Consider the following 24,477-nt stretch of genomic DNA (forward strand, 5'->3'; position numbering starts at 1 on the left):
CGTTGACTCGTGTTCAGATAAGCTGATTCCATGCGAACGCGAACGATCTCAGCCACTCGTCAGCAGTTTCTGCTTCGGCGTTGCTGAAACAGTTTGAAAAGCTGGTAGTTCTACGTTTTATCTCACGAAAGACACGTTCGACGCTGTTCCGATTTCCATGTCGTTCGTATCTGAAATCGAGGCCATGTTTTTCACATGCTCGGTGAAGTGGAACCGCACCATCAACGAGAAAGATCGCGTCATCCACGTCGTGTTTTTCGCGGAGTTCCGCAAAAAACTGATCTACGATCACGTTCGTTCTTGTCGGCTCAAGCTTTGTGTGGAGTAAATCGTTTGAGTTTGGATCGACGGCGGTGTACAGCCAATAGTTTTCATCGTCAAGCTGAATCACCGCTTCATCGACCGCAACGTGATTCGGGCTCCGACCAGATTCTGGCTGTAGATCGGCCTTGTGAACCCAGTTATGAACAGTGGATCGAACCCGATCAACACCGAATACTTCGAGAAACGAAACAGTATTCGAAAGCGATAATCCAGCAAGGTGGAGCTGAATACTGAGCTTCATCAACAACTTTGGTGTTGCCTCTCGCTCCACAAACTCCAAGTTGATCTCGTCTAAACAGCCGCTGAGGCGGTCGTTTTCGGGCATGAATCACTTTGAAAACGCACCGCCTCACCTTTCAATTATTATCTGAACACCGTCGTTTCCACTTTCCCAGTTCTCTATTTTGATTTTCTCAGAAGAATCATATTCCCAGAACCGGCCACTCTGTTTTGCTCGCTTGATCATTTCATCACGAGTAATCGAACCGAATATGAATTTAAAAACAAAAATAATCAACGTGTAACACAGGCGGTTCGCTACTGCTTTGAGAAAACTAAATACCCCATCTTGCTTGACTTTTCCAATCGCAGCGTTAGCAATCTCTGAAGACTGTCCGTGGCTCAGTGATATTATCAAAGATATACTCTAAAACACCAAATCTCTCTCAACGGCGGCCTCAAATGTTGGCCAGTTTTTATCTTTCTCGGACAAAATCGGCTCTTCGACCGGCCAGTCAATAGCCAACGTTGAATCGTTCCAAATTATGCCACCCTCTTTGTCTGGTTCATAATCATTATCGACCTTGTACCGAACTTTCGCTGTATCACTAAGTGCCAGAAATCCGTGCGCAAACCCGCGAGGTACGTACAATATTTTTTTGTTATGTTCCGATAAAATTGTCGACAAAGATTCGCCAAATGTTGGTGATTCTTTTCTGAGATCGACAGCGATATCAAATATCGCACCTTCAGAACACCGGACCACTTTTGCCTGTGTTGCATCACCTTTTTGATAATGGAGTCCTCGGAGGACGTTGGCTTTTGATTTGGAGTAATTGTCCTGAATAAATCCTACGTCAATTCCCGCCTCTTCAAACGCTTCCCTCTTGTACGTTTCCATGAAGAGTCCCCTTTCATCTTCAAATACTTCCGGCTCGATGACTTTCAGACCATGAACTTCAGTATCGGAGAATTCGAATGGCATGAGTACGTCTGACGATACGAGCAGACAGGTTTAGTTATAAAGATTCTATTAGGTATCACCCTATCGTAGTACATGGTTAATGCGACTGTTCTGCTGTCAACATATCCAACTGTGCGAACGAACTATCGGACGTTTATTCATTATTTACAAAACTCCGTAATATTGAACTCGGATCGTAATAGGAGAGTTTCTCGAATATTGGGAACGACGATGCGCTTGTTCTGTTTCAACTCGTGACAAATCCCTAATAAAATCGGTTGTGGTCATTAACGACTGATTTTTGCGTTCTTGCATAATTCAGCGAAACACGTTGACGACGAAGCAGTCAAGAAGACCATGTAGCGGTGCTCTGGCAAGGTCGAGCGTCCATCCGAACCCGATAGTGGTTCACAGAAGATTTAGGTGTACTCTGAGTTGGTAGGGATAATGCTCGGGTAATTCAGACAGTTGTATGCACCGTACAGCTTGATACAGTCTTCTGCCCGTGACATTCTCCAAGCACCGCTGTGCTGTGACGTTCATACGTTAACGTCTTCGAGATCATTTCACTTTTCGAAGTGTAAGTAGTGAACGCAGCTCAATCAGCCAAGCGTTTCAATACATCGTTCACACTCTTACCAGTCATCCGATTCGGTTTCTGCGATTTGAATAGTGCCGGTGTAGAGCTATCACATTCGTCCGACGACACCTGTAAGGCCCAAACCGTACGCAGGTCGGGACTCGATCTAATATGAAAGTTGCCGGTGTCAGTTATTCTTACTGAATCGAGGCAGTGGTGAGTCCGATTTAGACGCTTGCGCTACCGGGACCAGCATCCAGTCGGTTGACCGACTCTCCCGGTACGGGATAGCTGAGGACGAGGCTTCGGCGACAGGCCGCGTCGTACTTGACGCTGGCAGCATTATTAGTGGGACAGTTTGATCGGCAGCGAATTGGCTCGCTGTGCTGCTGTCCCTTCGGACAACACCTTGGAGCGAGGACGGTCCATCGGCAACAGCTCTGCGCTGGATCTCCTTGACGTTCGCATACGACGACACGGTCACCGACAGACGGCTACAAAATGCAATGTCTGACTGCAATTCACCCGCAGCGTGCCACATCCGAGTTAGGAATTTGCCTCCAGGATATTCGGATTTTCGCGGTAGAACTCGATCGCGCGCTTGAGCCCCTCCTCGAAATCGACCTCCGCTGACCAGCCGAGTTGCTCCTCGATCTTTGAGGGATCGGTGACGACATCACCACGCCGGATCTCCTGCCAGGTATCTGTCCAGGGGACCAACTCGACCGAACCGCTCCCTGCAGTCTCGACAACCAGTTCGGCTGCCTCCTTCATGCTCCGTGGGTCGCCGGTTCCGAGGACGTACGTCTCGTCGATTGCACGGTCGTCCTCACCGACCCGAATGAGCGCATCCACCATATCAGTCATGAACAGAAACTCCCGAAGGTCGCTGGGCTCGAAGACTGTCAACTCGTCGTCACGGAGTGCGTCCCCGATGAACTGGTTAACGATCCCGTAGCCTGTCGCGTACAGCGGTGCCCCCGGGCCGTATAGGTTCGCGGGCCGGAGGACAGTCGTGGGGACGTCCTTGATCCGGGTGTAGAGGTCGCAGTAATCCTCGACTGTCCGCTTGTGGATGCCGTAGATATCGATCGGATCAGGCTCGACGCTCTCGTCAATCGTCCCGTCGACGTTCCCCAGCAGCGCCTGTGTACTGACGTACACCACTCGCGGTGGGTCGTTGCTGCCTGCCGCCGCCTCTAGGACGTTCAGGGGCCCGCGGCAGTTGACATCCAAGTTCTCTCGCGGGTTTTCGTTGGCTGCAGGGCGACTGGTCTTCGAGGCCAGGTGATAGACAACGTCCGCGTCCGGGACGTGGCGCTCGATTGCCTCCTCGTTACGGACGTCGGCATCGACAATTTCCACCTCGTTACTGATGTCCTCGATCGTTGCGAGTTTGTCTTCACTTCTGACTATGTCAAGTAGCGTTACGTCAGCATCGTAATCAACGAGTCGGCGTGCGAGGTTGCTGCCTGTGAAACCGAGGCCACCAGTGATGAGTACCTTCTGATTGGTCCAATCCGGCATAAAGTTCACATTCGCTAACTCGTTTAAAGTTATATGTTACATACAATGTCGAGTGCCCTATGATCCAGCAGCCTACGCGTGGACGCGCTTCGTACGCGGGTGACGAACAAATACTGGTCATTATCATTGATCGTGGCTTGAACAGCCCCTGTGCGACCCCCCCGCAAAACCCGCCAACGGATCGATCGTACGACTCGCTCGATGACGACGACATTTTCGACTGCGAGTACGTCCTCAAAAGTGAGGCTACATACGCCAATGAGGACGTTCAAATACGGTTCTAACTCCACAGAGATCTTGGCGGCAAAACATTTGATCAGGTTATCGATGCTGTGCTCCGAAATCAACTGCCGAAGAGTGGTTGTGGGGTTCGGTCCTTCGGCTATTTTAATCACTATAGCAAAACCAACGTGATAGCGTTTTGTAGAAACTGCTCTGTTGAATCCGCAGAATGCGGCGAGATAGCGTCGCTCTGAAGGCAGTAGCGAATCGGAAGAGTCGAATGTAAGTAACCTACTCTTCCGCTTCGTTAAGCAAGCCGCGTCGCTGGCTCAAAAGCGCTGTGCTGCCAGTCCAACGGCGGTGAGTGATCCGACTCGTCACGGATTTCCCGGCTGGAAGCATGTCACGCTCCATTTTTGCGGGTTCATATGGATGCGACGTACCGCGAAATCGTGGATTGGGCGAGTGAAATGGATCGAGTTTGTGGTCTGTTACAGCTGGTGCGGACGGCATTTCCCGCACCCTCAACGCTGTATCGGTCGTTTGAGAGGGCGCCCATGTCCGTGTGGCGTGGCTTCCTTCGGGAGTCTGCGACCATCTGCGATCCGGGCTCGCACGATGTCATTGATGCTAGTTCTTCGATCGGAAAACAGCATCGAGGCACTACCAACACCGCTCGGATCGCCACATACGCACGCTCAAAACGACGGCGCTTATCGATACAGACTCGTGTGCCGTCCTCGATGTTCACTGCTCGGCACACTGGCCGCACGACACGCAAACTGGCCGTCGAGTCGCCCTTCGTAACACCGAGAAAATAGAAAGTATCGCCGGCGACAGAGACTATGACGAACAATCGTTCCGGGACGCCCTCCGCTCAGAGTGCGTCCGGCCCTGCTACGTCATCGGCTGTTTGCTGCGTACGATCACGCACACAACGCCCGGTGGACAGTGATTTATACGGTCAGCGCTGGATGGCCGAGACCGCCTTTTCGGCCATCAAGCGTCGGTTCGGCCCCGCTGTCCACCCTCGCGCATGGTACCGCGAGTTCCGCGAGCTCGTGTTGACCGCTGCAGTCTACAACCCAGAAAAGGCTCTCAAACAGTGAACCCGACGCCGTCGTCGGGTTCAACAAAGCAGATCAAACCGGCTCAGTTTGTGTGAACCATTTTAGATTGAGCGTAGTGTCGTTGCAAAGAGCAGGGCGGACAGTTGTCGGGCAGAACCGTTCGGCGACGGGAAAGCAGTCGACCGTTTCGTGCGAGAATTTGTGTAGAGGCGGAGTCGAAACAGACCACACCACTGTGGAGAAATGGGTAAAATGCTATACTCGTCTCTTCGCCTTGCGCGACAGCGCTCAGTCAGTCTCTGAGGAAGGATCGTCGACCCAGAAGTGAGTATGTCGGTAGGCGGTATCGATTCCGATGCGTTCGTTCGTCGGTAGCGAACCCTCATACAGTAAGTAGGTCACGCGAAGGTCGTTTCCGGTTACGTACGTATCGAGCTCGTGAGGCTCCATCAGCGTTTCTCCAGGTTGGAGGGTCACCGAAAAGGTTTCCAGCGTCCGCTCGCGCACCATCAATCGTTCCCGCTCCCCCTCAAACGACTGGAGGAGAACCACGACTGTGTACTCCACCGTCTCACCCTCTTTGTTTGCGATACCGATATGAACGGGTTCGGCTCCCCCGCCGACCTCGTCGGGATAGTCGCCGGCAACGAGATCGCTCGTTTTGGAATCTTCCGTCAAGATGTAGAATTCGGTGAACTGTTCGCCGCGATCTGTGGACACGGCCGCGAACCCTACCCCGTTCGCGGCTACGAGGAGTCCGACGATCAGCAGAACGTTCAGCGTGGACACCGACCGACCGGTTTCGTCCCGCATGAGACCGGTTATCGTATCGCCGGCGTTCCGCGGGTCGAATCGGTCGTCAGGCGGCAGTCGTAGGCGCCTGACCGCCGCGACGGCGACCAGCACGACGCTCAAGAGACCGATTATCAGTACGAGTTCGTCAGGCCTGATCGACCTGGGCGAGTAGTCCAGTCCCAGTCCGACCAACGGGACGAGACAGACGCTCAAACCGATGGCAAGGACCGATCGTTCGACGAGGGTGAGGGACCCGTCGTCCTGAGCGGTGCCCGGGAATAGCACTGCAACGAGGGCGTATCCCGGAACGAAGGCCATCGCGACCAGTCCGAGAACGCCTTGTCCGGGCAGTGCGACGAAGACGACGAGCGAGCTCACGACTGTCCACAGGGCGAGCAGCATTATACAGGCGAGATCAAGCAGGAAGGCGGCTGAGTCCGACTTCGCTCTCGAACGGGCCGACATAGAACCTCAGATGGGACGGATGGTAATGACTAATGGGAAACTAATGGCCTGGACCGCGGCGAGAGCGGATTCTCTCGAAACGAAATTTTCTTTGGAGATGCCGATTGATCGTGGATCGGAATCAGCATACGATAGATTGCACTAACTCGAACACTTCCGGACGTTCTCATCAAAAAATGAGTGGGAGTATGAGGATTTACCGCAGGAGATTCGTCGTTGATCTCGAAGCGATGTCCTACTCACATTTTGTATCCAAGTGCCCCCAGCTGATCGTCAGCCGACACCTCAGTCTGTTCAGCAGGTTCGGTCTGTGGTGAATACGATCCCGTGTCGCTCGCCGACGTAACGACCCAGGGAACGAAACGAATTTTCGGGTGAAAACTCCCCGAGTGGTGCTGGTACACCCCGAACTCACCGAACGCCTCGCCGTGATCCGCGGAGATAACGACTTTGTCGGCGTCGATGTTGGAGAGGAGAAGCTCAATGTCGTCCAGAACGTACCGCAGTTCGTCCAAGTAAGCGTTCCACACTTTCTCTCTTTCCCCACCTTCTTTGAGGAAATCGCTGGGATACTTGTGGAAGTACTCGGACTTCTCTCCAGCCTTCAGTCGGTTGGTGTACGGTGGATGGGGTTGCATGTAATGCAATATCAAACGGTCGTAGTCGAACTCACGCCCCACGGCTATCGCTCTGTCCGTCACGTATCGGGGCGGAGCACCCCCCCTGTCTGAGTTCCTTAGGGTCGCTCTCCTCGCCTAATTTCTCTTCTTCTGGAACGTACTTCCAGACCTTTTCTAACCGGCCCAGCTCGGCGGGATCGATCAAATCCCACTCGCCGTACTCGCGTAAACTGCTGAGAATGCGGTAATTGTGATACTTATCATTCGGCCGGAGTCGATCCTCTAACACCTTTTCGATCCACGCGTTCGATGTTATGTACGCCGTGTTCTCCAGTTCGTCTTGGAATGCAGACCTGAAACTGTGAGCCATCCATTCCGGGCTACTTCCCCCTCGGGACACGATGTTGTCGACGCCGTCGACGTACGAATACTCGTCCGCGATTTGCCGGATCGCGTCCACCCTACATGTGTCGAGGAGAATACACACGTCCCAGTCGCGACTGAATATCGACGTACCCAGCGGGACCTTGGAGGTCGCTGCGACGACCGCATATCTGTAGCGGTATGGCTTGAACAGATGCCTGAACGCGTCGTCGGGGTTGTGTATGCCCTTAATTAATTTCTCGCTGAATGCCATTCTTATAAGATTTATTTCTCCCCCAGATTTATGATTATAACTTGACTAATATGATCATTTATCTTTAATAGTAGCTTAGTAATGTCTCTCGGACAGCCTCGGGAGTCCGAACCCGTGCCTGCCAGGTGGTTCTGACGAAACCTCCACTCCCGACGAGCGACGAAACCTCCACTCCCGATGAGGCATCTCCATCTGCTGCTACTCACGGTGGTGACCACCGTACAGCGGCGGGGTGGTGTCGTCGCTTCGGAATCCGACACACCGACGTGAGGAGACGAGCAGTTCACGCGGCTACGAGTCGTCAGACAGATGCAGTACGACCAACGTGACCGTGCGCGGTCGTTCCGACCGGAGCAGACCTCCGGGAACTTCTCTCCCGTTACGACCCTATCGGTATCTGAGCAACTGCGTTAGTGAGGATCAGTCATCACCACCGAGATTGTGACCCGGCGCAGACCGAAATCTCGATTTTAGGCATTTATTGTATCGTGGTGGGATTTCATAGACACGTTATAACTATACTCGTATATTCAGTGGAGATAACAATGTCACCCAAGTCGCTTGGCGCTGCACTGCGCGGTCCGGAAACCGGGTTCGTTCCTCACTCGAAGACCGCAGGTCTTCGGGAACACAGCCATCGAAGAGGCGATATCACGCCGGCGAAGATGCCCCTTCGGTGTGAGCGGACGAAACCGTGGAACGGCTCAGCGCTGACTGCCGGCTGGTCGCCTGGAGGTGCCGATTCGGGAGATAGAACCATGCCCTGGACAGGATTCGAAGGTGACGTCGAGACCGGGGTCTCGTTATGAATGTGATTTCGACGATATCAATGATCCCGAAGAAATCGTCTGCGGTCGCAGACGCCGCCGTTAAAAAAATAAAACACGACGGGGTGATTAGCTTCGTCGAGGCGGCGGCGAACCGGATATACTACGATCTGATCGTTTGGGGTTTTCACCTGATATTCGGTTCTATCAGTCGCGAAGAGATGATTCAGCAGGCGAAAGGGAGCGACCGGTACTGGGAATACGGTTCGTCTGAGAAGATCGAAATACGGAACGACGAGAGCGGAGTCCCTGATCTGTTCGCGGAATACGCGGGGACGTACGACGTGAGCCGGCCGTTCGTCTGTGAGCTCGACGGCGGGCTCCTGATCGGTGGCGACGACCCACTCGTCTTGACGCGAAACAGAAAGTTGGTCATGGAGACCGAGAAGCCGATATTCGGCCCCCGAAGGGGCGCTGCGCAGGCCGATACGCCGTTTCACAAGCGGACGGGGTATTCGGATCGCACGACGAGCGATAGGATGAGACAGCTCTGTGGGGGGTACGTTCAGTCGTACAATCGATTCAATGACGTGCCACAGTTTGAATCGGTCTTCCCGATATGCCGGAGGGCACCGAGCTACGGCCACTGGCTCCTCGACCAGTTGCCGAAGATCCGCGGGCTCGAACGGTACAAGGAGGCGACGGGTCGCGACCCGACGGTAATCGTCGAGTCGGATCCGCCAGGGTGGATTCGTGAAACGCTCTCCTTAGTTGGCGTCGACGACGTCGTCCCGTTAGACAAGCCAGTCGCGAGGGCAGATAGTTTGGTCGTTTCGCCATCTCGCGAGTCGGTCCCGAGAAACCAGCAGGTGTACGAGCCCTCGAGGGAGGACGTCGACTGGCTGAGGCGCGAGATGAAGTCACGAGCGCCGGTCCCGTCCGAGGAACTTCCCGACCGAATCTACATCTCGAGAGAGAACCTCGGTGGTCGCGGTCGGTACGTCACCAACAAAGAGGAGCTGAAGGGTGTGCTCAAAGAGTTCGACGTCGAATGGTGTACGCCGGAGACGCTCTCCGTCGCTGAACAGGTCAGACTCTACGAAAACGCGGAGGTCATCATCGGGCCCCACGGAGCGGGGCTGATAAACATGGTTTTCGCCAGAGAGGCACACGTTATTGAGCTTATGAACAAGCCGTACCCCACGTATCAACACTTAGCACAGCTCTGCGGTCACGAGTTCAAATATTTGCGATGCGGGGGTGAAGGCGATCACAGCAGCCCGATCGAGGTGGATACGACGGATCTGAGGGATATGTTGGCGAACATCGAGGGAGTAGCCGCTTCCAAACCGTGAGTGCCGTACACTCGACTTCGATCGTATGAACAGTCGGTAGCTGCCCGAATCCGGACGGAGCCACCGGAGCGCTTACGAACAAGTCATCAGCGCAATCGGAAGTGTCGTCTTTTCGTGATTTTCGGACACGTTGAATTCACTTGTATCCGAGGTTGCGGAGTCGCTCCTCGAGTTCTTCTTCCGACCCGGAATACGATTTGCTTTTGTGCGAGTTGGACGGGTCCGTCTCGTTCGACTCCGTACCCAGTTCGTCCGGCGACACGACGAACCACGGGACGCGTCTGACGACGGTCGAGTCTTCTTCGTGTAGGTAGCGCCCGCCCTCTCCGAGATGTTCACCGTGGTCTCCGGTGATCACGACCGGACAGTCGACGCGGTGAACGAGCCGTTCGACTTCGGCGAGTGCGTATTCCAAGTTGCTCCGGTAGGCTTCTTTCAGCTCGCTGTCGCTCACTTCCCCGTTGTAGATATTATCGAGAACGACTTGCGTCGGACGTTTGCGGTCCTGTGCGAGAACCTCCCGGAGCTCCGCGTCTTCCCCGAGTGCCGCCTCATCGGTAGACCAACTGCCGATCGTTTTCTCGCCGACGTACGGAACGTGCGGCTGCGCGTAGTGAGCGACGATACGCGTCGGCCCGTCGGCGTTCGCACGTCGCAAGGCTTCGTTCGTGATTTCCTTCGCGGGTGTCGTACCCAACGAAGCGTCCCACTCGGACTCCCAAATGTGCGTGAGATCCTTTATGTGTTCACTCGGGCGGAAGTCCATGTCGCGGAGTTCGAAGTAGAAGTCGGAAAACACGGGCATACTGTTGACGTAAACTAAGTCGTACTCCTTGGTCCACGTCCGACTACAGTACTGTGCAGTCCATCTGCCGGAAGCCCACACTTCCGTTAGCTCCCCACTGAGGTAGTCCTGATACGCTTCGCTGAAGAAGTCGTGTCGACACGCGTCCAGAATCACCAGCACGAACTCATCAGTATCAACGAGTTCGTGAATCAATGGCTTCTGTCGGGCTATCGAATGCCGCCGACGATACGCTTCGAGTTGAGCCGTCTGGGCTACGGACCGAAACTTTCCGCCGAGATAGGAAGGTATTTTTTCGGGTGAACGCAGCCCTTTCTTGATAAGTTGCGCGGAAGTCATCGTGGACATCCGCTGTTCAGCGACTGATAAACACTTTCCAACATCACGGCATCCCGATATCTCGACACCGAGCGGCAGTCTGACGGTAGAATGTTCATGGTCAACGGTTCGCGTGGAAGTTATTGACAGTATCGTTTCAGTAGAACAAGAGGTAACGGGTCAGACCGTCCGCGTTTCGTAATCGAATAGCACGTGCGTGAGGATCGATGGCTGAGACGACTCGGATGCAGAATTCATGCCCGACGATGGCCGACCCGGTGGTCGTGCAGACGACGTCAGTGTAGAGACCGCGAAGCGTTTCTCGTCAACCCGGCGAGTGGGTACGGTACCTGGACGTCGCGCTCCTCTGCGGGCGTGTTCGCCGTAGAAACCGAATCGAGCGCGAGTCGTACGGATTGCTTACTCCCCACCGCCCACTTGGTCACCGCGAGCTGGGTCCGTCCCGTGAAACGGACCCGAACGGCGTCGGCCGGTTTGACGTCTCCGTCTACCGTCCAGTAAGCCGTCCATATCGAGACACAAGACGAGCGTTATCTCGATTGTAACAATGTCCGAATCTGTCGAATGCTCGGACATCAGCAGGCTGGGACGACGGTTGAGCGAACGAATTCACCGTGAACGAACACATCCGATACAGCAGTCGAAAGCGCCACTCCAGTCCATCAGAACGGATTCCGTTTTGCGTTCCGAGAGCCGTTTCTTTACGCCGGACTCGAAGTGTGAGTGCTACCGTCGAGATGAGTACCCCGGCCGATAAGATGGAACTCGTTGCCGAACAGACAGCGGTCGATCGCCGTCACGAGAGGGCGGGCAGACGAATCCGTCGGCGACTCCGACACGGAGTGACGGGCTCCCCCAGTCGGTCCGTCGTAGTAGCCGAAGATATGGAGCTGTTCCGTGGACTCACGCTGGCTCGGAGGCAATACGCATTCTATAAGGATAATGAGTGACCAGAACGCTCAACGCGTTGTCGTCGCGTCTCAACACTACCCGCCGGATAAGTCGGGGAACGCATCGAGAGTCAGTGACACGTGTTCTCGCTTAGCCGCGGAAGGGTGGGAAGTGACTGTTCTCGCACCCCCGCCAGCGTTTCCCCACGGACAGTTCGATCGGAGTTGGGATCGAAAGACGACGGACACCAGAGACGGCGTGACCGTCCATCGACTGTGGGCGTGGCAGCCAACGCTCGAAGACCCCGGGTTCATCAGCCGAATGGCCTACTATCTCCTGTTTCCGATTCACGCGTTCCTCTGGTTGCTGTTCAATTATCGAACGTACGATGCCGTGATCACCTCATCACCTCCCATATTTACCGGAATGGCCGCCCTCCCATTCGGTCTCCTTTCTCGGAAATCGTGGATCGTCGACGTGCGGGACCTGTGGATAGACGCGTCGGTCGGTCTCGGATTTATCGAGGAAGGGGGGGTGCTCGAACGGGTCAGCCGGGCCTACGAGCGAGTCGTCCTTCGGACCGCTGACCGGGTAACGGTAACGACCACCGTCCTCGGTGAGCGTCTCGAAAGCCAGTACGGGATCGATGACCGGAAGATTGTCCACCTGCCGAACGGAGTCGAGACCGCCGAGTTTCGACCAACGGACGGTAAGTCGGCGTCGACCATCGTGTATACGGGTAATGTCGGTCACGCACAGGACCTCGAAGCCTGCATCAAGGCCCTGTCCGAGATGGACTCCGACACCGCGACGCTTCGGATTGTCGGTGACGGTGACATAAGGAACGATCTCGATGAGCTCGTCTCCGAGGAGGGACTCGACGACCGGGTCGAGTTTACGGGACTCGTACCGAGAGAGGAAATTCCCGGGATACTCGATAACGCCGCAATCGGCGTGGCACCGCTGAAAAGCGACGACGTGTTGGAGTACGCGATTCCGACGAAGGCCTACGAGTACATGGCTTTCAGACTCCCCGTCGTGGCGACCGGGATCGGCGAAATAGAGGTTCTGATCGATGAGTCTGAGGGAGGCGTCTTCGTGGAGAACGACCCGCAACGACTCGCGGAGGCATTCGACACCCTGCTGGCAGATCCCGAAAGACGCGAGCAACTCGGGAGGAACGGACGAGAGCACGTGGTAGAACGGTACGACCGAGGCGTCATCGCGGCTCGACTGAGCGCCGTACTCGATGAGGTCGTCATCTCGTGAACGACTCTTCCGATGATAGGTCGATCCCCCGTGCGTTCGAGCCGAGCGGCTCGTCCGACGGTCGGAGCGAACCGCTCACGACGCCGAGCGACTGGCCGCTGTTCTATCACACCGCGAGAAACATGACGCTCGCACAGTTGACGGGAATCGTCGAGCGGAGGCTGCGTCACGCCGTCGTCCCCCGTCTCCCGATCGATTTCGACTCGCGGTACGAGCGCCTGATCCCCGCGGAGTTGGTGGCTCGGACGGGACCGGTACAGCGAAACCTAACGAGGATCAGACGGAGCCTTTCCGACGCGAAACGCGACCACAGTCGGAATTTGGCCTCCGAGGCCGCTGCCGGGGAGTTCACGTTTATCGGACGAACGATATCCTTCGGTGACGAGATCGATTGGGACCACGAGAAGCTCGACGAGTTTCCGCTCCTCTGGCGGTTGAAGCTCCAGTCGTTCGAACACCTGGAGTGGTTGGTTCTCGGCGATGAGCGCTCGTCGAGCGACGATTCGATCCGATCGACGTTCGAACCGCAGATCCTCTCGTGGGCGAGCGAAAACCCCATCGGAGAGAGGCAGTACCTTCGTCGCTCTTGGATCCCGCACTCGGTCTCGTTGCGGATACTCAACTGGAGCCGATACGCGGCGTGGTGCGAGGAGGACGGTTCCGACTCCGTTTCTGAGAGCGTGTACGAGGCGATATACAAGAACGCGTTATTTCTCGAGAATCACGTCGAGTACGAGATCGACGGAAACCACCTGATAGAAAACGCCATCGCGTTGATAATGGCCGGCGTGCTCTTCGATCATCACGACACGGGCTGGACCGAGAAGGGGGTCGACATCCTGGAGCAGGCCGCCGAGACGCAGTTTCTGGCCGACGGAGGCCACTTCGAGCGGAGTCCGATGTATCACATCATGGTGCTCCGGCGATACATCACCGCCCACGACCTCCTCACGGAAACGGGTCGCCCGAGCGAGACGATCCGAGAGACCGCCGAGCGGGCGCTCGGATTTCTCGCCGAAGTGTCGGAGCCAGGCGTCGGAATACCGCTGTTGAACGACGCCGTCCGGGGGGAACAGCTTGAAGCCGGCAGTTGTCTCGCGTACGGAGCGTCCTGTTCGCTCGATCGAGAGGCTGTTCAGTTAGATCATCCCGGGGGGTCGGGGTATCAAATGATATCCTCTGCCGGGGGAACGATGCTGATCGACGTCGGTGACGTCGGACCGGCTCATCTCCCTGCACACTCACACAACGACCATCTGAGCTTGCTGCTTTGGATAGACGGAACGCAGGTGCTCGCGGATACGGGTGTGTACGATTACGGCGGCAACGAGCGGAGGCAGTATTCGAGAAGCGTCAGGTCCCACAACACGGTCCAGTATGCCGACGCCGAGCCGATACCCATCGGCGGGAGTTATCTTATGGGTAGACGAACCGCAGTAGACGTCCTCAAGCGGGGTGCAAACGGTGTTGAGGCGAAGTATTCGAGAAACACGACGCTCGGTCCGCGATACGAACACCGACGAGAGGTAGTCGCAACCGGATCCGGGTGGAAGGTCGCAGATAGCGTCCAGTCGGACGAGGCGGACGAGTACACCGTTAGATATCACTTCCACCCGTCTATCGATGTTCGTGAGGCCAACGCGCTCGGCCAAGAGTTCGTGGTCCACGCAGACGGCTCCGAGCTGGCGAGGTTCGGCTTCACGGGCGGTTCCGACCACCGGCTTGTTCGGACGCCGTACTTCGAGCGTTTCGGACGGGAACAGGACCGTCCGTCGATCGAGGTGACGTCAGACTCTGGCACTGATATCTGTACCAGGGTCGACGTTGTACAGCGAGACGACACAGATGCGTAGCGGTTGAGCGATCTCCCTACGCGCTGGTCCCCGAGGCCGTAAACCTACGCGAGCACGGCATTGAAGCGCTCGGTCACGATGTATATCACGACGATCCATCCCCATAGCTTGATCCACTGTATCCGGTTCCACCACGTCGTACCTCGTATTTGAGGTGCGAATACCTCACTCGAGATCAAGAACCAGCAAAACGAGGAGAGCAGGTACACTCTGATCGAGAGCAGTTCGAGCAGCAGCATAACAACCGGGGAGATCAGTAGGTACGCTACGAAGGTTATAAGCAACAACCGGAGCTTTCCGTTGTTTGCTTTCGGATCCGCACTCGCTCGGCTCCGAAAGGACCACGTCGGCATAATTCACGTTCAGTCGTTGTGTGGATAGTAAGGAGACAGATATCGGTCTCCGACCGAAGGTATATGATGGACATAACGATCCTATACGAGACACACCATTTGGTATGGAACAGAGGAAGCCGGTCAATCTCAAAGCTAGCGACCATCGAACAGACCGTGAGAGGGCTGTGTGTAGCCGCGATAACGAGCGGAAGGAGAATAGCGGGTCGATGAAGGGCCGCCACGTTGATTTCTGTTACTGATATGCATCGTGAGACATGCAACGAAGATACGTTGCTCGAAAAGGCTGCGCTGTTCGGCGTTGCGCTGCTTATTATCGCCGTCGCGATCGCCATCGTTGTCCCACCGGCGGAGAGATATGAGATATCAATATATGGAGCGTATCCGTTCTATTTTTGGATTTGTCTCGTCGGCGCCATGCTCGTCGGCGCGCTCGTTATCCTCGGAAGCGCAGTCCAGTCCACCGGACGCTCATGGATCTTTGGGCTGTGTCTGATACTCATATCGAACGCGTTACTCCTCTCATTGCCGTTCGTTCGAGGCTACTACATGTACTTTCGCGGCGACCCGCTGAGCCACATCGGATATGCATTGGATATTGTGAACAGCGGGGAGGTGTTCGGGAACATATATCCGCTGACTCATCTCCTCGCAGTCACTCTCTCTACCGCGACCGGCTGGGAGTTGCGGACGGTTGCTATGTTTCTTCCACTGGTCTTGTCAGTGCTCTACTTCGGAGCGATGTTCTATCTGCTGGCTCGCCTGTTCGAGTGCCGTCAGCAAATTCTGTTAGTCCTCCCCTTCACAATGCTCCCAGTTATGGGACGTGCGCATACAGAGTTTCGTCCGTTTGGCTTCGCCGTCTTGCTACTCACGCTCGTGTTGTATCTGTTCGTCGCGAGCCAGCGTACTAGTGCAATTGGGTTTCGAGTCGCGTTTGTCGTCACACTCGTGTCGATAATACTATACCACCCATTAGTTGGTATTTTCACCATTGGTATCTTTGCCATCTGGTTCTTGAGTCGATATATTCCTCGAGTCCATACAAGCGATCTAACCCCGACGAACGTCGTGTCAATCTCAGCGGTGATATTTTTCACTTGGTATTCAAATTTTACTGGGATAATACTCCGATTTGATTTTGTATATGAGTCAATTTTTGGGCTCGGTGGCGGCAACTCCCCTGCAGACAATTACACTCAGACCGTTAATGAAGCGTCTCCGCCGCTAATAGATATTGTCAGAGTTGCGGTGTTTCGGCTGGGGATCGAATTTCTACTTTTCGCCCTCGGATTTGCATTCATCGCAGCTATGACGTATATATTATGGAAGGGCCGTTCTAATGTGGGCACATTCATTTTCGCGTTCGCCATGGCACTCGCTGTGTTTAGCCTCGGCGGCCTCGCGTTCCTATTGGTGGATCTCATCGTTCCTCATGAGCGGCCGTTCCAGATTGGGAAGATATTTGCAACCATTCTCGTTGGAAGACTATTTTACGTTCTGTTGAAACAAATAGAATGGCCGCTATACGAGTCCAAAATACGAAAGAGTGTCGGCGTCATCCTGATCGTGACGCTAATTCTACTTACCGGCCTTTCTGTATCTGGCGCCCATCTTTCCCCGGTAGAAGCCGAGAGTAACCATCAAATAACTGAGATGCAGTTTAGTTCGGCCGCTTGGATGGCTGAACACGATACTACTGCAGACACCTACTTGGAAGCCAGCTTTTCGTATTACCGCTACTCTCACGCCTTGTACGGACTCCGGACCGGGCCAGAAGATACCCCTTCGTTTCAACGTTCGCCTGATCATTTTAATTATGATGTAGATACGTTTATGGGAAGTAACTATACAAATAATCATTATTTATTGATTAGTCACCGTGCACGGATATTTTATCCGGAGATATATCCAAGGTTTCAAGAGAACTGGCGATTCACTCCTGAGGAGTTCGATCGACTTGAGCAGGATCGAACGGTTACACGGACCTACGACAACGGTGATCAAACACAGTACCTAATAGAGGGTGAAATAGAGTGATTGCGTGGATCACTCCAGTTTCTCACCGCGTGATTAGTACTGTACTTCTGGACAGAAGAGGTTGCGCCGGTTTTGAAGCGACGGTCGCGATCAGACAAGGATCGAATATGTTGCAAAAAATATTAATTGAATTTTATTCCAAAACAGTAAAAATGCGCCGAAAGCCCGCGCAGGTTTATTGATATAGAGCGTCAGATAGATTTACTTTCCGTCGTAATTCTGTTTTCACTATCGTTAACCGAAAGGACAACTTCATCAATTGGACCTCGAACGCGCATTAAGTGAGTATAGCTCGCGGTATCGCCGGTGATACTTGTACTTTCGGCATCGACTGTCGATCCATCGTATCGAAGTTTCGTGACCACCGTGTCAAGATCGCCACCGGCGTGGGACACCGCCCAGTCGACATCGAATCGATTCCAGACTGGGTCACTTTTATTTTGTAAGTCGAACTGTTCGATAACAGGCTGCGCTTCGTCTTCAGACGACGACTGGGCATAGAACGTGTCTGTCTGGGCGTCGACTATCTCCGGTTCGTACGCAACCGCCCTGAACTCGTACTCGATCTCAGAATCAAGCCCAGAGATTTCTTCGCTAAACTCACCAACAGAGCTAAGTGTTTGCTCTTCGGTAATGTTCCAGCTTTCGGTTCCAAGTTTACGCCACTCAAAACCACATATCGCACTTGGGACGCCACTAAGATTCGTTAACTCTCCTATAACTGTCGCCGAGGAGTTCGAGATATTGCGCGCATCTACTGTTTCAATGCTGACGGTTTTTTCTACCGCAATATCGATAACGGCGTCCGCGATGCTGTTTCCAGAATCACTTACGCGAGCCTCGAGCTTATAATTCCCCTCACTGAAGCGCGCAGTGTCCAGTGAATCCTCATAATAACCAGTATCTGGATTGTAATTGGCTGACAACCAAGAGCCACTGGCAATACGATAAGAAACATCAAGACTGCTGTCCGCTTCCGTGATATTGCTCACATCGATTTGGACTGTAACGGTTCCGCTCACAGATGCACCATCAGCCGGGGTTTTCCATGTCACCTCAGTTGAGGAACCCGAGTTCAGGCGCGGAGCCGTCTCACCACTAGTCGCTACACTGAACATATCTGTTTCTACTAATCCTGTATCGTAGGAACCAAGACCGATCCAGCCCTGAGTGTGATCTGCGTCGGTCGTCTCGATATCCCAGTTTAGGGGTTCCTCCTCTACAGCTGGCCATACTTTGGCTTTCAGTTCGCTTCCTTCTGCGCGAAATCGTCTCAGATAGAACGTATCCTCTTTTGGAGTTCCGAATCTTGCTATCGTTTTCCCATCTCCGTCTGTGTATTTTCCCAAGCGGAAAGATTCCGAGGGTTTCTCAACTTCAAGCCAGTATCCGTTTTCACTACCATTACTTCCGGACGACCGAACGTGTGCGCGCGCATGAAATCCGAGACCACTGTCGTTGGTGAATTCAGGGACGCGGAATTTGTCAAGGATTTCTACATCGGTCGGTTCCCCGACGTCGTTACATGAGAGTGCGCGTCGGTCTCGTGTGTCTCCGAAGTGTTCAAATGAGAGCGCAGTATCACCAGCGAACGCGGAGCTAGAGGCGACGCCCCAGTCTTCGTAATCACTCTCCCACTGCGGCGTCCAGTCATCGAATAGCGGGGAATCCGTCGTCGGCTGGTCATCGTTATCTTTCGGTGAGATATTAATACCGACCTCGTCCTGTGAAGGTACATTCGGTTCAAATGGGGCGCCACCTTGGGTTTCCGAGTTGATTGTCGTCGAACCCATCGTTCCTAATCTCTTCCCTCCGCTCCATGTTAGTTCTTGAATAGTACCCCCACCGTTAGGTGTGTCAATAACGGCAAGCGACGAATCAACATTATGTACCGACAGCCGATCCATGTCCCATTTGAAATTTGAAATTCCTGACTCTCTAAGAGCCGAACCTTGTAAACCCCGGCGGAACCCAACGTTATCAAATACGACATTATCTCCACTGATTGTCCATGTTCTACCGTCATGCGTATACATCGCCTGTTCGGTCATATCGACAAATTTGCAATCTTTGAGCGTGACAGACGATGGATCGACATCAAACAAATATATTGCAACCCGACCGTCGTATGGGCGGTCGCGGTCAGGGTATGAAGCAAGCAGACCATCTAAAGTTGCACTCTGCATTTTCGCATAAGTATTCGTGACAGTAAGTGGATTCCCAACCAGTTTAGCTAGACCGGTGCCAAGACCTTCGCAGTAACAGTTTTTAATTGTTATCTGTCCGTCAGCTCCGTTCTCAGGGTCAACCACACTACCCGAGCAGGTTTTGAACACAGAATTTGTTATAGTAGCACTATCGCTATCGGATGCGTATGGGGATGGTTTGATGCAGTGGTCAATACTCGTGTTTGAACCGTCCCATTGGTCATTTTCGTACTTTATCGCGATGTGTTCAAACGTACAAGAGTCGATGTTTAGTGAACCATCCTGTTTCCAGACTCCTGACTGCGTTATCTGGTATACTTTTACATTTTCAATATTAAGCGTCATTCCGCTGTTCCCGCTCCGGACGCGGATTCCTAAACCTGTTACGTCGTCGGCTAGGTTTGGACTATTACCATCTAAGCATAGCCCTCGAATATTGACCGTTATAGCAGTAGATGTGTATTCATCTTTTGAATACCGAAACATCGTCGCGACCCTCCCAGATGGTGTGTGTTCGGTGATTCCGAGCATTGACCCTTCGGGACCGTCACCATATAGAGATATTCCAGCAGGAGTGTCAGAGCCGATTCTAATCCACGAATTGGCGTTGTTCCGACCATAATAGAACGTACCACCTGGCACATAAATGGAACCACCTCTCCCAGCAGCATTAGCGGCATCAATAATTGCATCTCGGTTTACCGAGGGTTTTCCGTCGTCAGCGTCTTCCGGATTTCTAATTGCCCCGTGATCGGTGATATCTTCAGCGTCACTTGGGACGTATTCTGGTCGTGTCATAGCGCGTACTCGCTGAAGTCGGTCATGAATGTCGTACCCGCATCACTACTGGAAGCAGTAGTCAAGCTTGTTCCAGTGCCGAGTAATGTGGCGGTTACAGCCGCGCCTCCTTTGACAAAATTCCGTCTGTTAAGACGTCCTTTACTGTCCGAGTATGTCGATTTGTTTGGAGCAGAACCAGTCTCTACCGATTCCTCTCCATCCGCCTGTTTGTGTGCCATCGCATGTAGTAAGTACAGCATAATAGAGATAAATCTTTCTATAATTGGACAAATTAGTTCAGAAGTGTGAATGTAATTCATTTTCAGGTAATTTATATGGTAGTTGCATGATGAGACCTTGGCTTCATCATTTCCAACAATGGGAGGGAAGATCTGTCCACGGTGCCGAAAGGGACTCAAACAGCACAGTTTTTAATTTCTGTATGAGAAAGTGATTTGTAGTGCCGTTTGAACAAATACTGAGTCATGGTTACGGCGGTTCGACGGTTCTATGTTAGTGATGGCGAACATGAGAGCAGTTTTACGGAACTGTCGATACCAGCTCAGCGATGCCGCACGGCATCGCCAAGCGAGCGCTTCGTTGTCAAGTTGGATGTTTCCGCCATCTACCGCTGAGAGGAATCATTTACTCGATTGAGCACGTTGTTCGCGGCTGCTTTCGCTGACGACCCGTGGTAAAGAACGAGATACTCAACGTCATGGGCGGCTATTTCGCACTTGGAATACAGGTCTTAGAAGCCGTTGTCGGCGGCGACGGATTACAGGTCGTCCGCGTTCTGGCAGATAACTTGCGGTCTGGTCTTCGTATCATGCTTCCACCGTGCTGCGATGTGAACGTCGAGAACGGCAAGTGATTCCACATCAGCCAATGTCGTTGCTTTGAGCGTCTATATCGTCCGTCCGGCCCGCCGTCGAAAGTACGATAACGAATGTCACCGATCGAAAAACGTGCTGTCGAGCGCGGCATGACTGGACTGTGGGCGCTGCTACGCAGAAACGCGCAGCAGCGCCCACCACACCCACATTTTCAGCAGATCAGACACTTGTAGATCGTCATGTGATCGGGTAGAACGTGCCCAACTGCGTCGAGAGCGTCACGCACTTCGGCCATGTACTTCAGCCGATTCGGCGTTTCTATATGACTATGGGTCTCTTCGACTCAAAAATAGTGTAATACGAGGTGAAACAGCTTGTTTAGCTATGTGACGACACTGATCTATGAAGTCGAGGATATCGATTTCCTCGGCTTCCACCTTCTAAACCGGTGATATCGGCTAATAACATCGCTATTCAATAGAGCACTTCAGTCAAGTACGTTTTCGAGAAATCGCTCGTACCTGTCAAGCGCAGGCCCGGTCGCGAAGTCGTCAGCTCGAGAAATGAGTTCCTCCTGTGGAGTCGGATGGTTCAAACTCTCAACAACGGCCTCAGCAAGACCATCGGCGTCACCGACAGGTCTGAGTCGACCATAATTACCGTCTCCCAGAATCTCTTTCGGCCCGCTCGGACAGTCCGTCGCGACGACAGGGCAGCCACAAGCAAGTGCCTCAATGAGCACAGACGGAAGCCCTTCATAGCGGGATGATAACAAGAATACGTCAGCCCTCTGCATATATCCGTAAACATTCTCGATGTATCCAGGTATGGAGACTACATCGGCTATGCCGTGACGTTCCGCGTACGCCTGTAACTCCTCCCTCATCCCTCCCTTCCCAGCGATGATCCCCCTCGTATCGGGGTTCTGAGCATGAACTTTTTTAAACGCGCGGATCCATGTATTTAGATCTTTCTGCTCTGTGAGCCTACCAACGTAAAGGATAACTTCGATATCATCGTCCTCTATCCACCTATGCTCAACGGCGCAGCGAGCCTGACTTTTTATCGAGTCAATATCTATCGGGTTGTACAGAACGATAACGTTCTCTCGTTCGACTGACGTCCGTTCTACGATACTCTCGGCGACACCCTCCGATACCGCAATAATCCAGTCAGATGAAGGATAGAGTAGTGGAACCAGCCGGTTGAGTGCCCAGGTCTTCAAATCACGATTCATCTCAGTTCCGCCCGCATCGTGGTGGGTGGCGGCAACAACAGTGTCGGCATTAATTAGACGATTAGCGGCAATCGAAATCACGTTCGCGCGGGATAAATGTGAAAAAAGTATCGCAGGCTCCCTTCTGCGGAGGTAACCGACGAGAGCCGGAAAATTCAATACAACGCCAAAAACGGGTGACCGTGACGGCGGAAGAGTGACCATATCCACGTCGCTAGAGACCTGGGAATGTAAGTTGCCATCAGTCTTTGCTAAGAGCAACTCAACGTTGTACCCCCGAGCGGAGAGACCATTGACAAGGTTTATAGTCACTTGTTCGGCGCCACCCTGTTCGAGACTCGGAATAAAAAACGACAAGAGTGGAGACGTTCCCTCATTCCTGTCCACCAGCGGAATACTCTCAAAACGCTTTTTCGATTTCTTCGGATCTTGCTGTGACGTTAGAGAAATTTTCGGTTCAGAACGCATGTTAGTTTCTCCCATTTAGTAAAGAATATTTGTGCTATGAATATCGTTATTCACATATTAACTCCAAGCAGTCACATAAATGGTACTGAGTCACATTACTGTATCTTCGTAAGAATACACACAAATATAAATTAAATTATAATAACGGGTAAAAGAATTTTATAAACTGGTTTACTGTTTTTCGAACCATATTACTTTTTATTCCGATAGCAACCACGAATGACAGCATGAGTTCAATGACCCTCAACAAGATTGGTTTCAGCGATGGAGTCATATCATTCAACATATACTATGGCTGACATTCAACCTCCAGATTTGAAAATTACCCGCCGAAAAGCGCTAGCTCTCATTAGTGCTGGTGGTCTCGGAGCCGTGGCCGGTCTCTTTCACTTAACGAAAGAATCTGATCCCACCACTAACAACGCGGGGAACGCGAATGAGTCCGATTACATAGAGGCTGAGAGTATTAAAGAGCACGGCGGAATTGAGGGCGATCCATCTATCGAGGCAGCAGAGGCAAATGTGACTGCAATCCACCAAGCGTCCGTTGCAAGCAATGAAAACACCGTGTATCTCCCTGAAGGCGAGTGGTATGTGGGGCACAGAGATACCGGTGTGTTTCTTTATCCAGGTGATCCGGATGCCGACCGTGGCGCTGCCGGCCTGAGCTTTGTCGGTGAAGGCCCCGCACAGTCATTTCTCACCGTGGCACCCGAAATCTCGGGGACAAGTGAAAATATTGTAGTTCGATACTCGAAAAAAGAAGATCATCATAACGTCGAGTGGAGCGGCCTGACATACGACGGTAACGAAAATGAATTAGACTTACCAGTAGACAGGAGCCAATGGGGACTCCACCTTCGGGGATCAGGCGCTTTCCGTTTCGAGAATGTCCGGTTCCGTAACTTCCACGCTAATGGCATCCTCGGTTCGGCGTCAGGAGGGTACTCGATAGACATCAATCGTTGTAGCTTCTATAGGATTGCAATCGGACGGCACAACAATATGGACGGAGAGGTAGTAGGACATCATCTCGGCCTCACTATCGATAGTGATCAACATCTAACAGTTAGGAACACTATGTTCGAACTCGTCTCTGGTACATGTCTTGACCTCAATCCCAATTCCAGAGGGCCTGTAATCTTCAATAATTGCTGGGCACGGGGTTGTGGTGATGCATTTATCAAGGTGAACGGCGGCGGAACGACACGAATATCGCAACTATACTTTCAAGGTACCTCGTCGGAGTTGACCAACGCACTCGAAACAGAACCCGGGCTCGGCGAGCACCACGGTCGCAATTTCATTTATAGACTCGATGGAGACAAATCGAATCTTCCCGAATTCATTTTGAACGATATCGAAGCCAGTGGTATGCCGTACCACGCAATACAGGTTCGTAGAGGCCTTAGTATGGCTATTGAAGGGGGGAAAGATGGTCCGATTGTCTTGAGTGATATCGCCGGGTACGAAGATTTCCATGGCGCCCTTCGGGATGACGATGACAAGGAGTCAAGATTCGATTTCGATATCGGAGAACTATCGGTCCATGGTACTGTAGGGAACGTTTTCAGGGCGCCGAGTTCTGTCGGAAGTATAAATATGCTCAATAGAGACAGAAATGGAGGCCTCGGTGACACCGGAAATATCAGTATAAAAACAGATAATCAGGGAGCCGAACCGTTTGATCCGGTGACACCATCGCGAGACGAGGTCGGGGTCATAACTGTTGCCGATGATGTTGAATGACGGATAGCAGGGCCAGTCAAATGGTAATATACGACGGTCAGAGGAATGATGTCCACCAGCAATGCAGCAGGGGTGATCAGAAACCGATATATATAGTATTAAATT

At 53.0% G+C, this 24,477-nt stretch carries 15 protein-coding genes and 2 pseudogenes; 6 read left to right on the plus strand and 11 right to left on the minus strand.

Features of this window, described 5'->3' with window-relative positions; translation table 11 throughout:
- Positions 1–13: 13 nt before the first annotated feature.
- The 3 genes from DJ75_RS14075 to DJ75_RS14085 form a co-directional block, all read right to left on the minus strand.
- Positions 14–649: an IS6 family transposase gene (locus DJ75_RS14075; RefSeq protein WP_094525070.1), complete on the minus strand. Its 636-nt coding sequence runs from the start codon at positions 647–649 to the stop codon at positions 14–16.
- 321 nt (positions 650–970) lie between these two features.
- Complete coding sequence (rfbC, locus tag DJ75_RS14080) at positions 971–1,528, minus strand: dTDP-4-dehydrorhamnose 3,5-epimerase (RefSeq protein ID WP_094525071.1); 558 nt, start codon at positions 1,526–1,528, stop codon at positions 971–973.
- Positions 1,529–2,633: 1,105 nt separating this feature from the next.
- Positions 2,634–3,614: an NAD(P)-dependent oxidoreductase gene (locus DJ75_RS14085; protein ID WP_094525072.1), complete on the minus strand. Its 981-nt coding sequence runs from the start codon at positions 3,612–3,614 to the stop codon at positions 2,634–2,636.
- Between the two features lie 546 nt (positions 3,615–4,160).
- Between DJ75_RS14085 and DJ75_RS14095 the strand changes: the two are divergent.
- Positions 4,161–4,945, plus strand: a pseudogene (locus DJ75_RS14095) (IS5 family transposase).
- A gap of 249 nt (positions 4,946–5,194) precedes the next feature.
- Here DJ75_RS14095 and DJ75_RS14100 read toward each other — a convergent pair.
- The 3 genes from DJ75_RS14100 to DJ75_RS18350 form a co-directional block, all read right to left on the minus strand.
- Positions 5,195–6,166: a DUF1616 domain-containing protein gene (locus DJ75_RS14100; RefSeq protein WP_094525074.1), complete on the minus strand. Its 972-nt coding sequence runs from the start codon at positions 6,164–6,166 to the stop codon at positions 5,195–5,197.
- Positions 6,167–6,405: 239 nt separating this feature from the next.
- A complete protein-coding gene (locus DJ75_RS14105; RefSeq protein WP_141212051.1) occupies positions 6,406–6,867 on the minus strand; it encodes a hypothetical protein in 462 nt (153 codons plus the stop codon).
- Complete coding sequence (locus tag DJ75_RS18350; protein WP_141212052.1) at positions 6,836–7,423, minus strand: hypothetical protein; 588 nt, start codon at positions 7,421–7,423, stop codon at positions 6,836–6,838. Before DJ75_RS18350 ends, DJ75_RS14105 begins: the two co-directional genes overlap by 32 nt.
- A gap of 829 nt (positions 7,424–8,252) precedes the next feature.
- Between DJ75_RS18350 and DJ75_RS14110 the strand changes: the two genes are divergently transcribed.
- Complete coding sequence (locus DJ75_RS14110) at positions 8,253–9,545, plus strand: DUF563 domain-containing protein (RefSeq protein WP_176451462.1); 1,293 nt, start codon at positions 8,253–8,255, stop codon at positions 9,543–9,545.
- 136 nt (positions 9,546–9,681) lie between these two features.
- On the opposite strand, the gene DJ75_RS14115 is transcribed toward DJ75_RS14110, so the two are convergent.
- The gene (locus tag DJ75_RS14115) at positions 9,682–10,545 is read right to left on the minus strand and encodes a sulfatase-like hydrolase/transferase (RefSeq protein ID WP_176451463.1); all 864 of its coding nucleotides are present in this window, start codon (positions 10,543–10,545) and stop codon (positions 9,682–9,684) included.
- 1,086 nt (positions 10,546–11,631) lie between these two features.
- Between DJ75_RS14115 and DJ75_RS14120 the strand changes: the two genes are divergently transcribed.
- The 3 genes from DJ75_RS14120 to DJ75_RS14135 all read left to right on the plus strand — a co-directional run bounded on the left by DJ75_RS14120 (position 11,632) and on the right by DJ75_RS14135 (position 17,095).
- On the plus strand, positions 11,632–12,849 hold the full coding sequence (locus DJ75_RS14120) for a glycosyltransferase family 4 protein (RefSeq protein WP_094525077.1): 1,218 nt from the start codon (positions 11,632–11,634) through the stop codon (positions 12,847–12,849).
- Positions 12,846–14,702 (plus strand): alginate lyase family protein, encoded by a 1,857-nt coding sequence (locus tag DJ75_RS14125; protein ID WP_094525078.1) that lies wholly within the window; start codon positions 12,846–12,848, stop codon positions 14,700–14,702. The genes DJ75_RS14120 and DJ75_RS14125 overlap by 4 nt, the downstream gene beginning before the upstream one ends.
- 596 nt (positions 14,703–15,298) lie before the next feature.
- Positions 15,299–17,095, plus strand: coding sequence for a hypothetical protein (locus DJ75_RS14135; protein ID WP_094525080.1), 1,797 nt, complete (start codon positions 15,299–15,301; stop codon positions 17,093–17,095).
- A 191-nt stretch (positions 17,096–17,286) separates the two neighbouring features.
- Here the strand turns inward: DJ75_RS14135 and DJ75_RS18355 are convergent, their stop codons facing one another.
- The 4 genes and pseudogenes from DJ75_RS18355 to DJ75_RS14145 all read right to left on the minus strand — a co-directional run bounded on the left by DJ75_RS18355 (position 17,287) and on the right by DJ75_RS14145 (position 22,638).
- Positions 17,287–20,100, minus strand: coding sequence for a right-handed parallel beta-helix repeat-containing protein (locus tag DJ75_RS18355; RefSeq protein ID WP_141212054.1), 2,814 nt, complete (start codon positions 20,098–20,100; stop codon positions 17,287–17,289).
- Positions 20,097–20,402, minus strand: coding sequence for a twin-arginine translocation signal domain-containing protein (locus DJ75_RS19335; protein WP_343124408.1), 306 nt, complete (start codon positions 20,400–20,402; stop codon positions 20,097–20,099). Before DJ75_RS19335 ends, DJ75_RS18355 begins: the two co-directional genes overlap by 4 nt.
- A 111-nt stretch (positions 20,403–20,513) precedes the next feature.
- A pseudogene (locus DJ75_RS14140) lies at positions 20,514–21,355 on the minus strand (transposase).
- Between the two features lie 50 nt (positions 21,356–21,405).
- Positions 21,406–22,638 carry a glycosyltransferase gene (locus DJ75_RS14145; RefSeq protein ID WP_094525081.1) on the minus strand — a complete coding sequence of 411 codons (1,233 nt, stop codon included), beginning with the start codon at positions 22,636–22,638 and terminating at the stop codon, positions 21,406–21,408.
- Positions 22,639–22,914: 276 nt separating this feature from the next.
- Between DJ75_RS14145 and DJ75_RS18365 the strand changes: the two genes are divergently transcribed.
- Positions 22,915–24,372 (plus strand): right-handed parallel beta-helix repeat-containing protein, encoded by a 1,458-nt coding sequence (locus tag DJ75_RS18365; protein WP_141212056.1) that lies wholly within the window; start codon positions 22,915–22,917, stop codon positions 24,370–24,372.
- The last annotated feature ends 105 nt before the right edge of the window (positions 24,373–24,477 follow it).

This window comes from Halorubrum sp. Eb13, from assembly GCF_002252895.1.
Taxonomy (GTDB): Archaea; Halobacteriota; Halobacteria; order Halobacteriales; family Haloferacaceae; genus Halorubrum.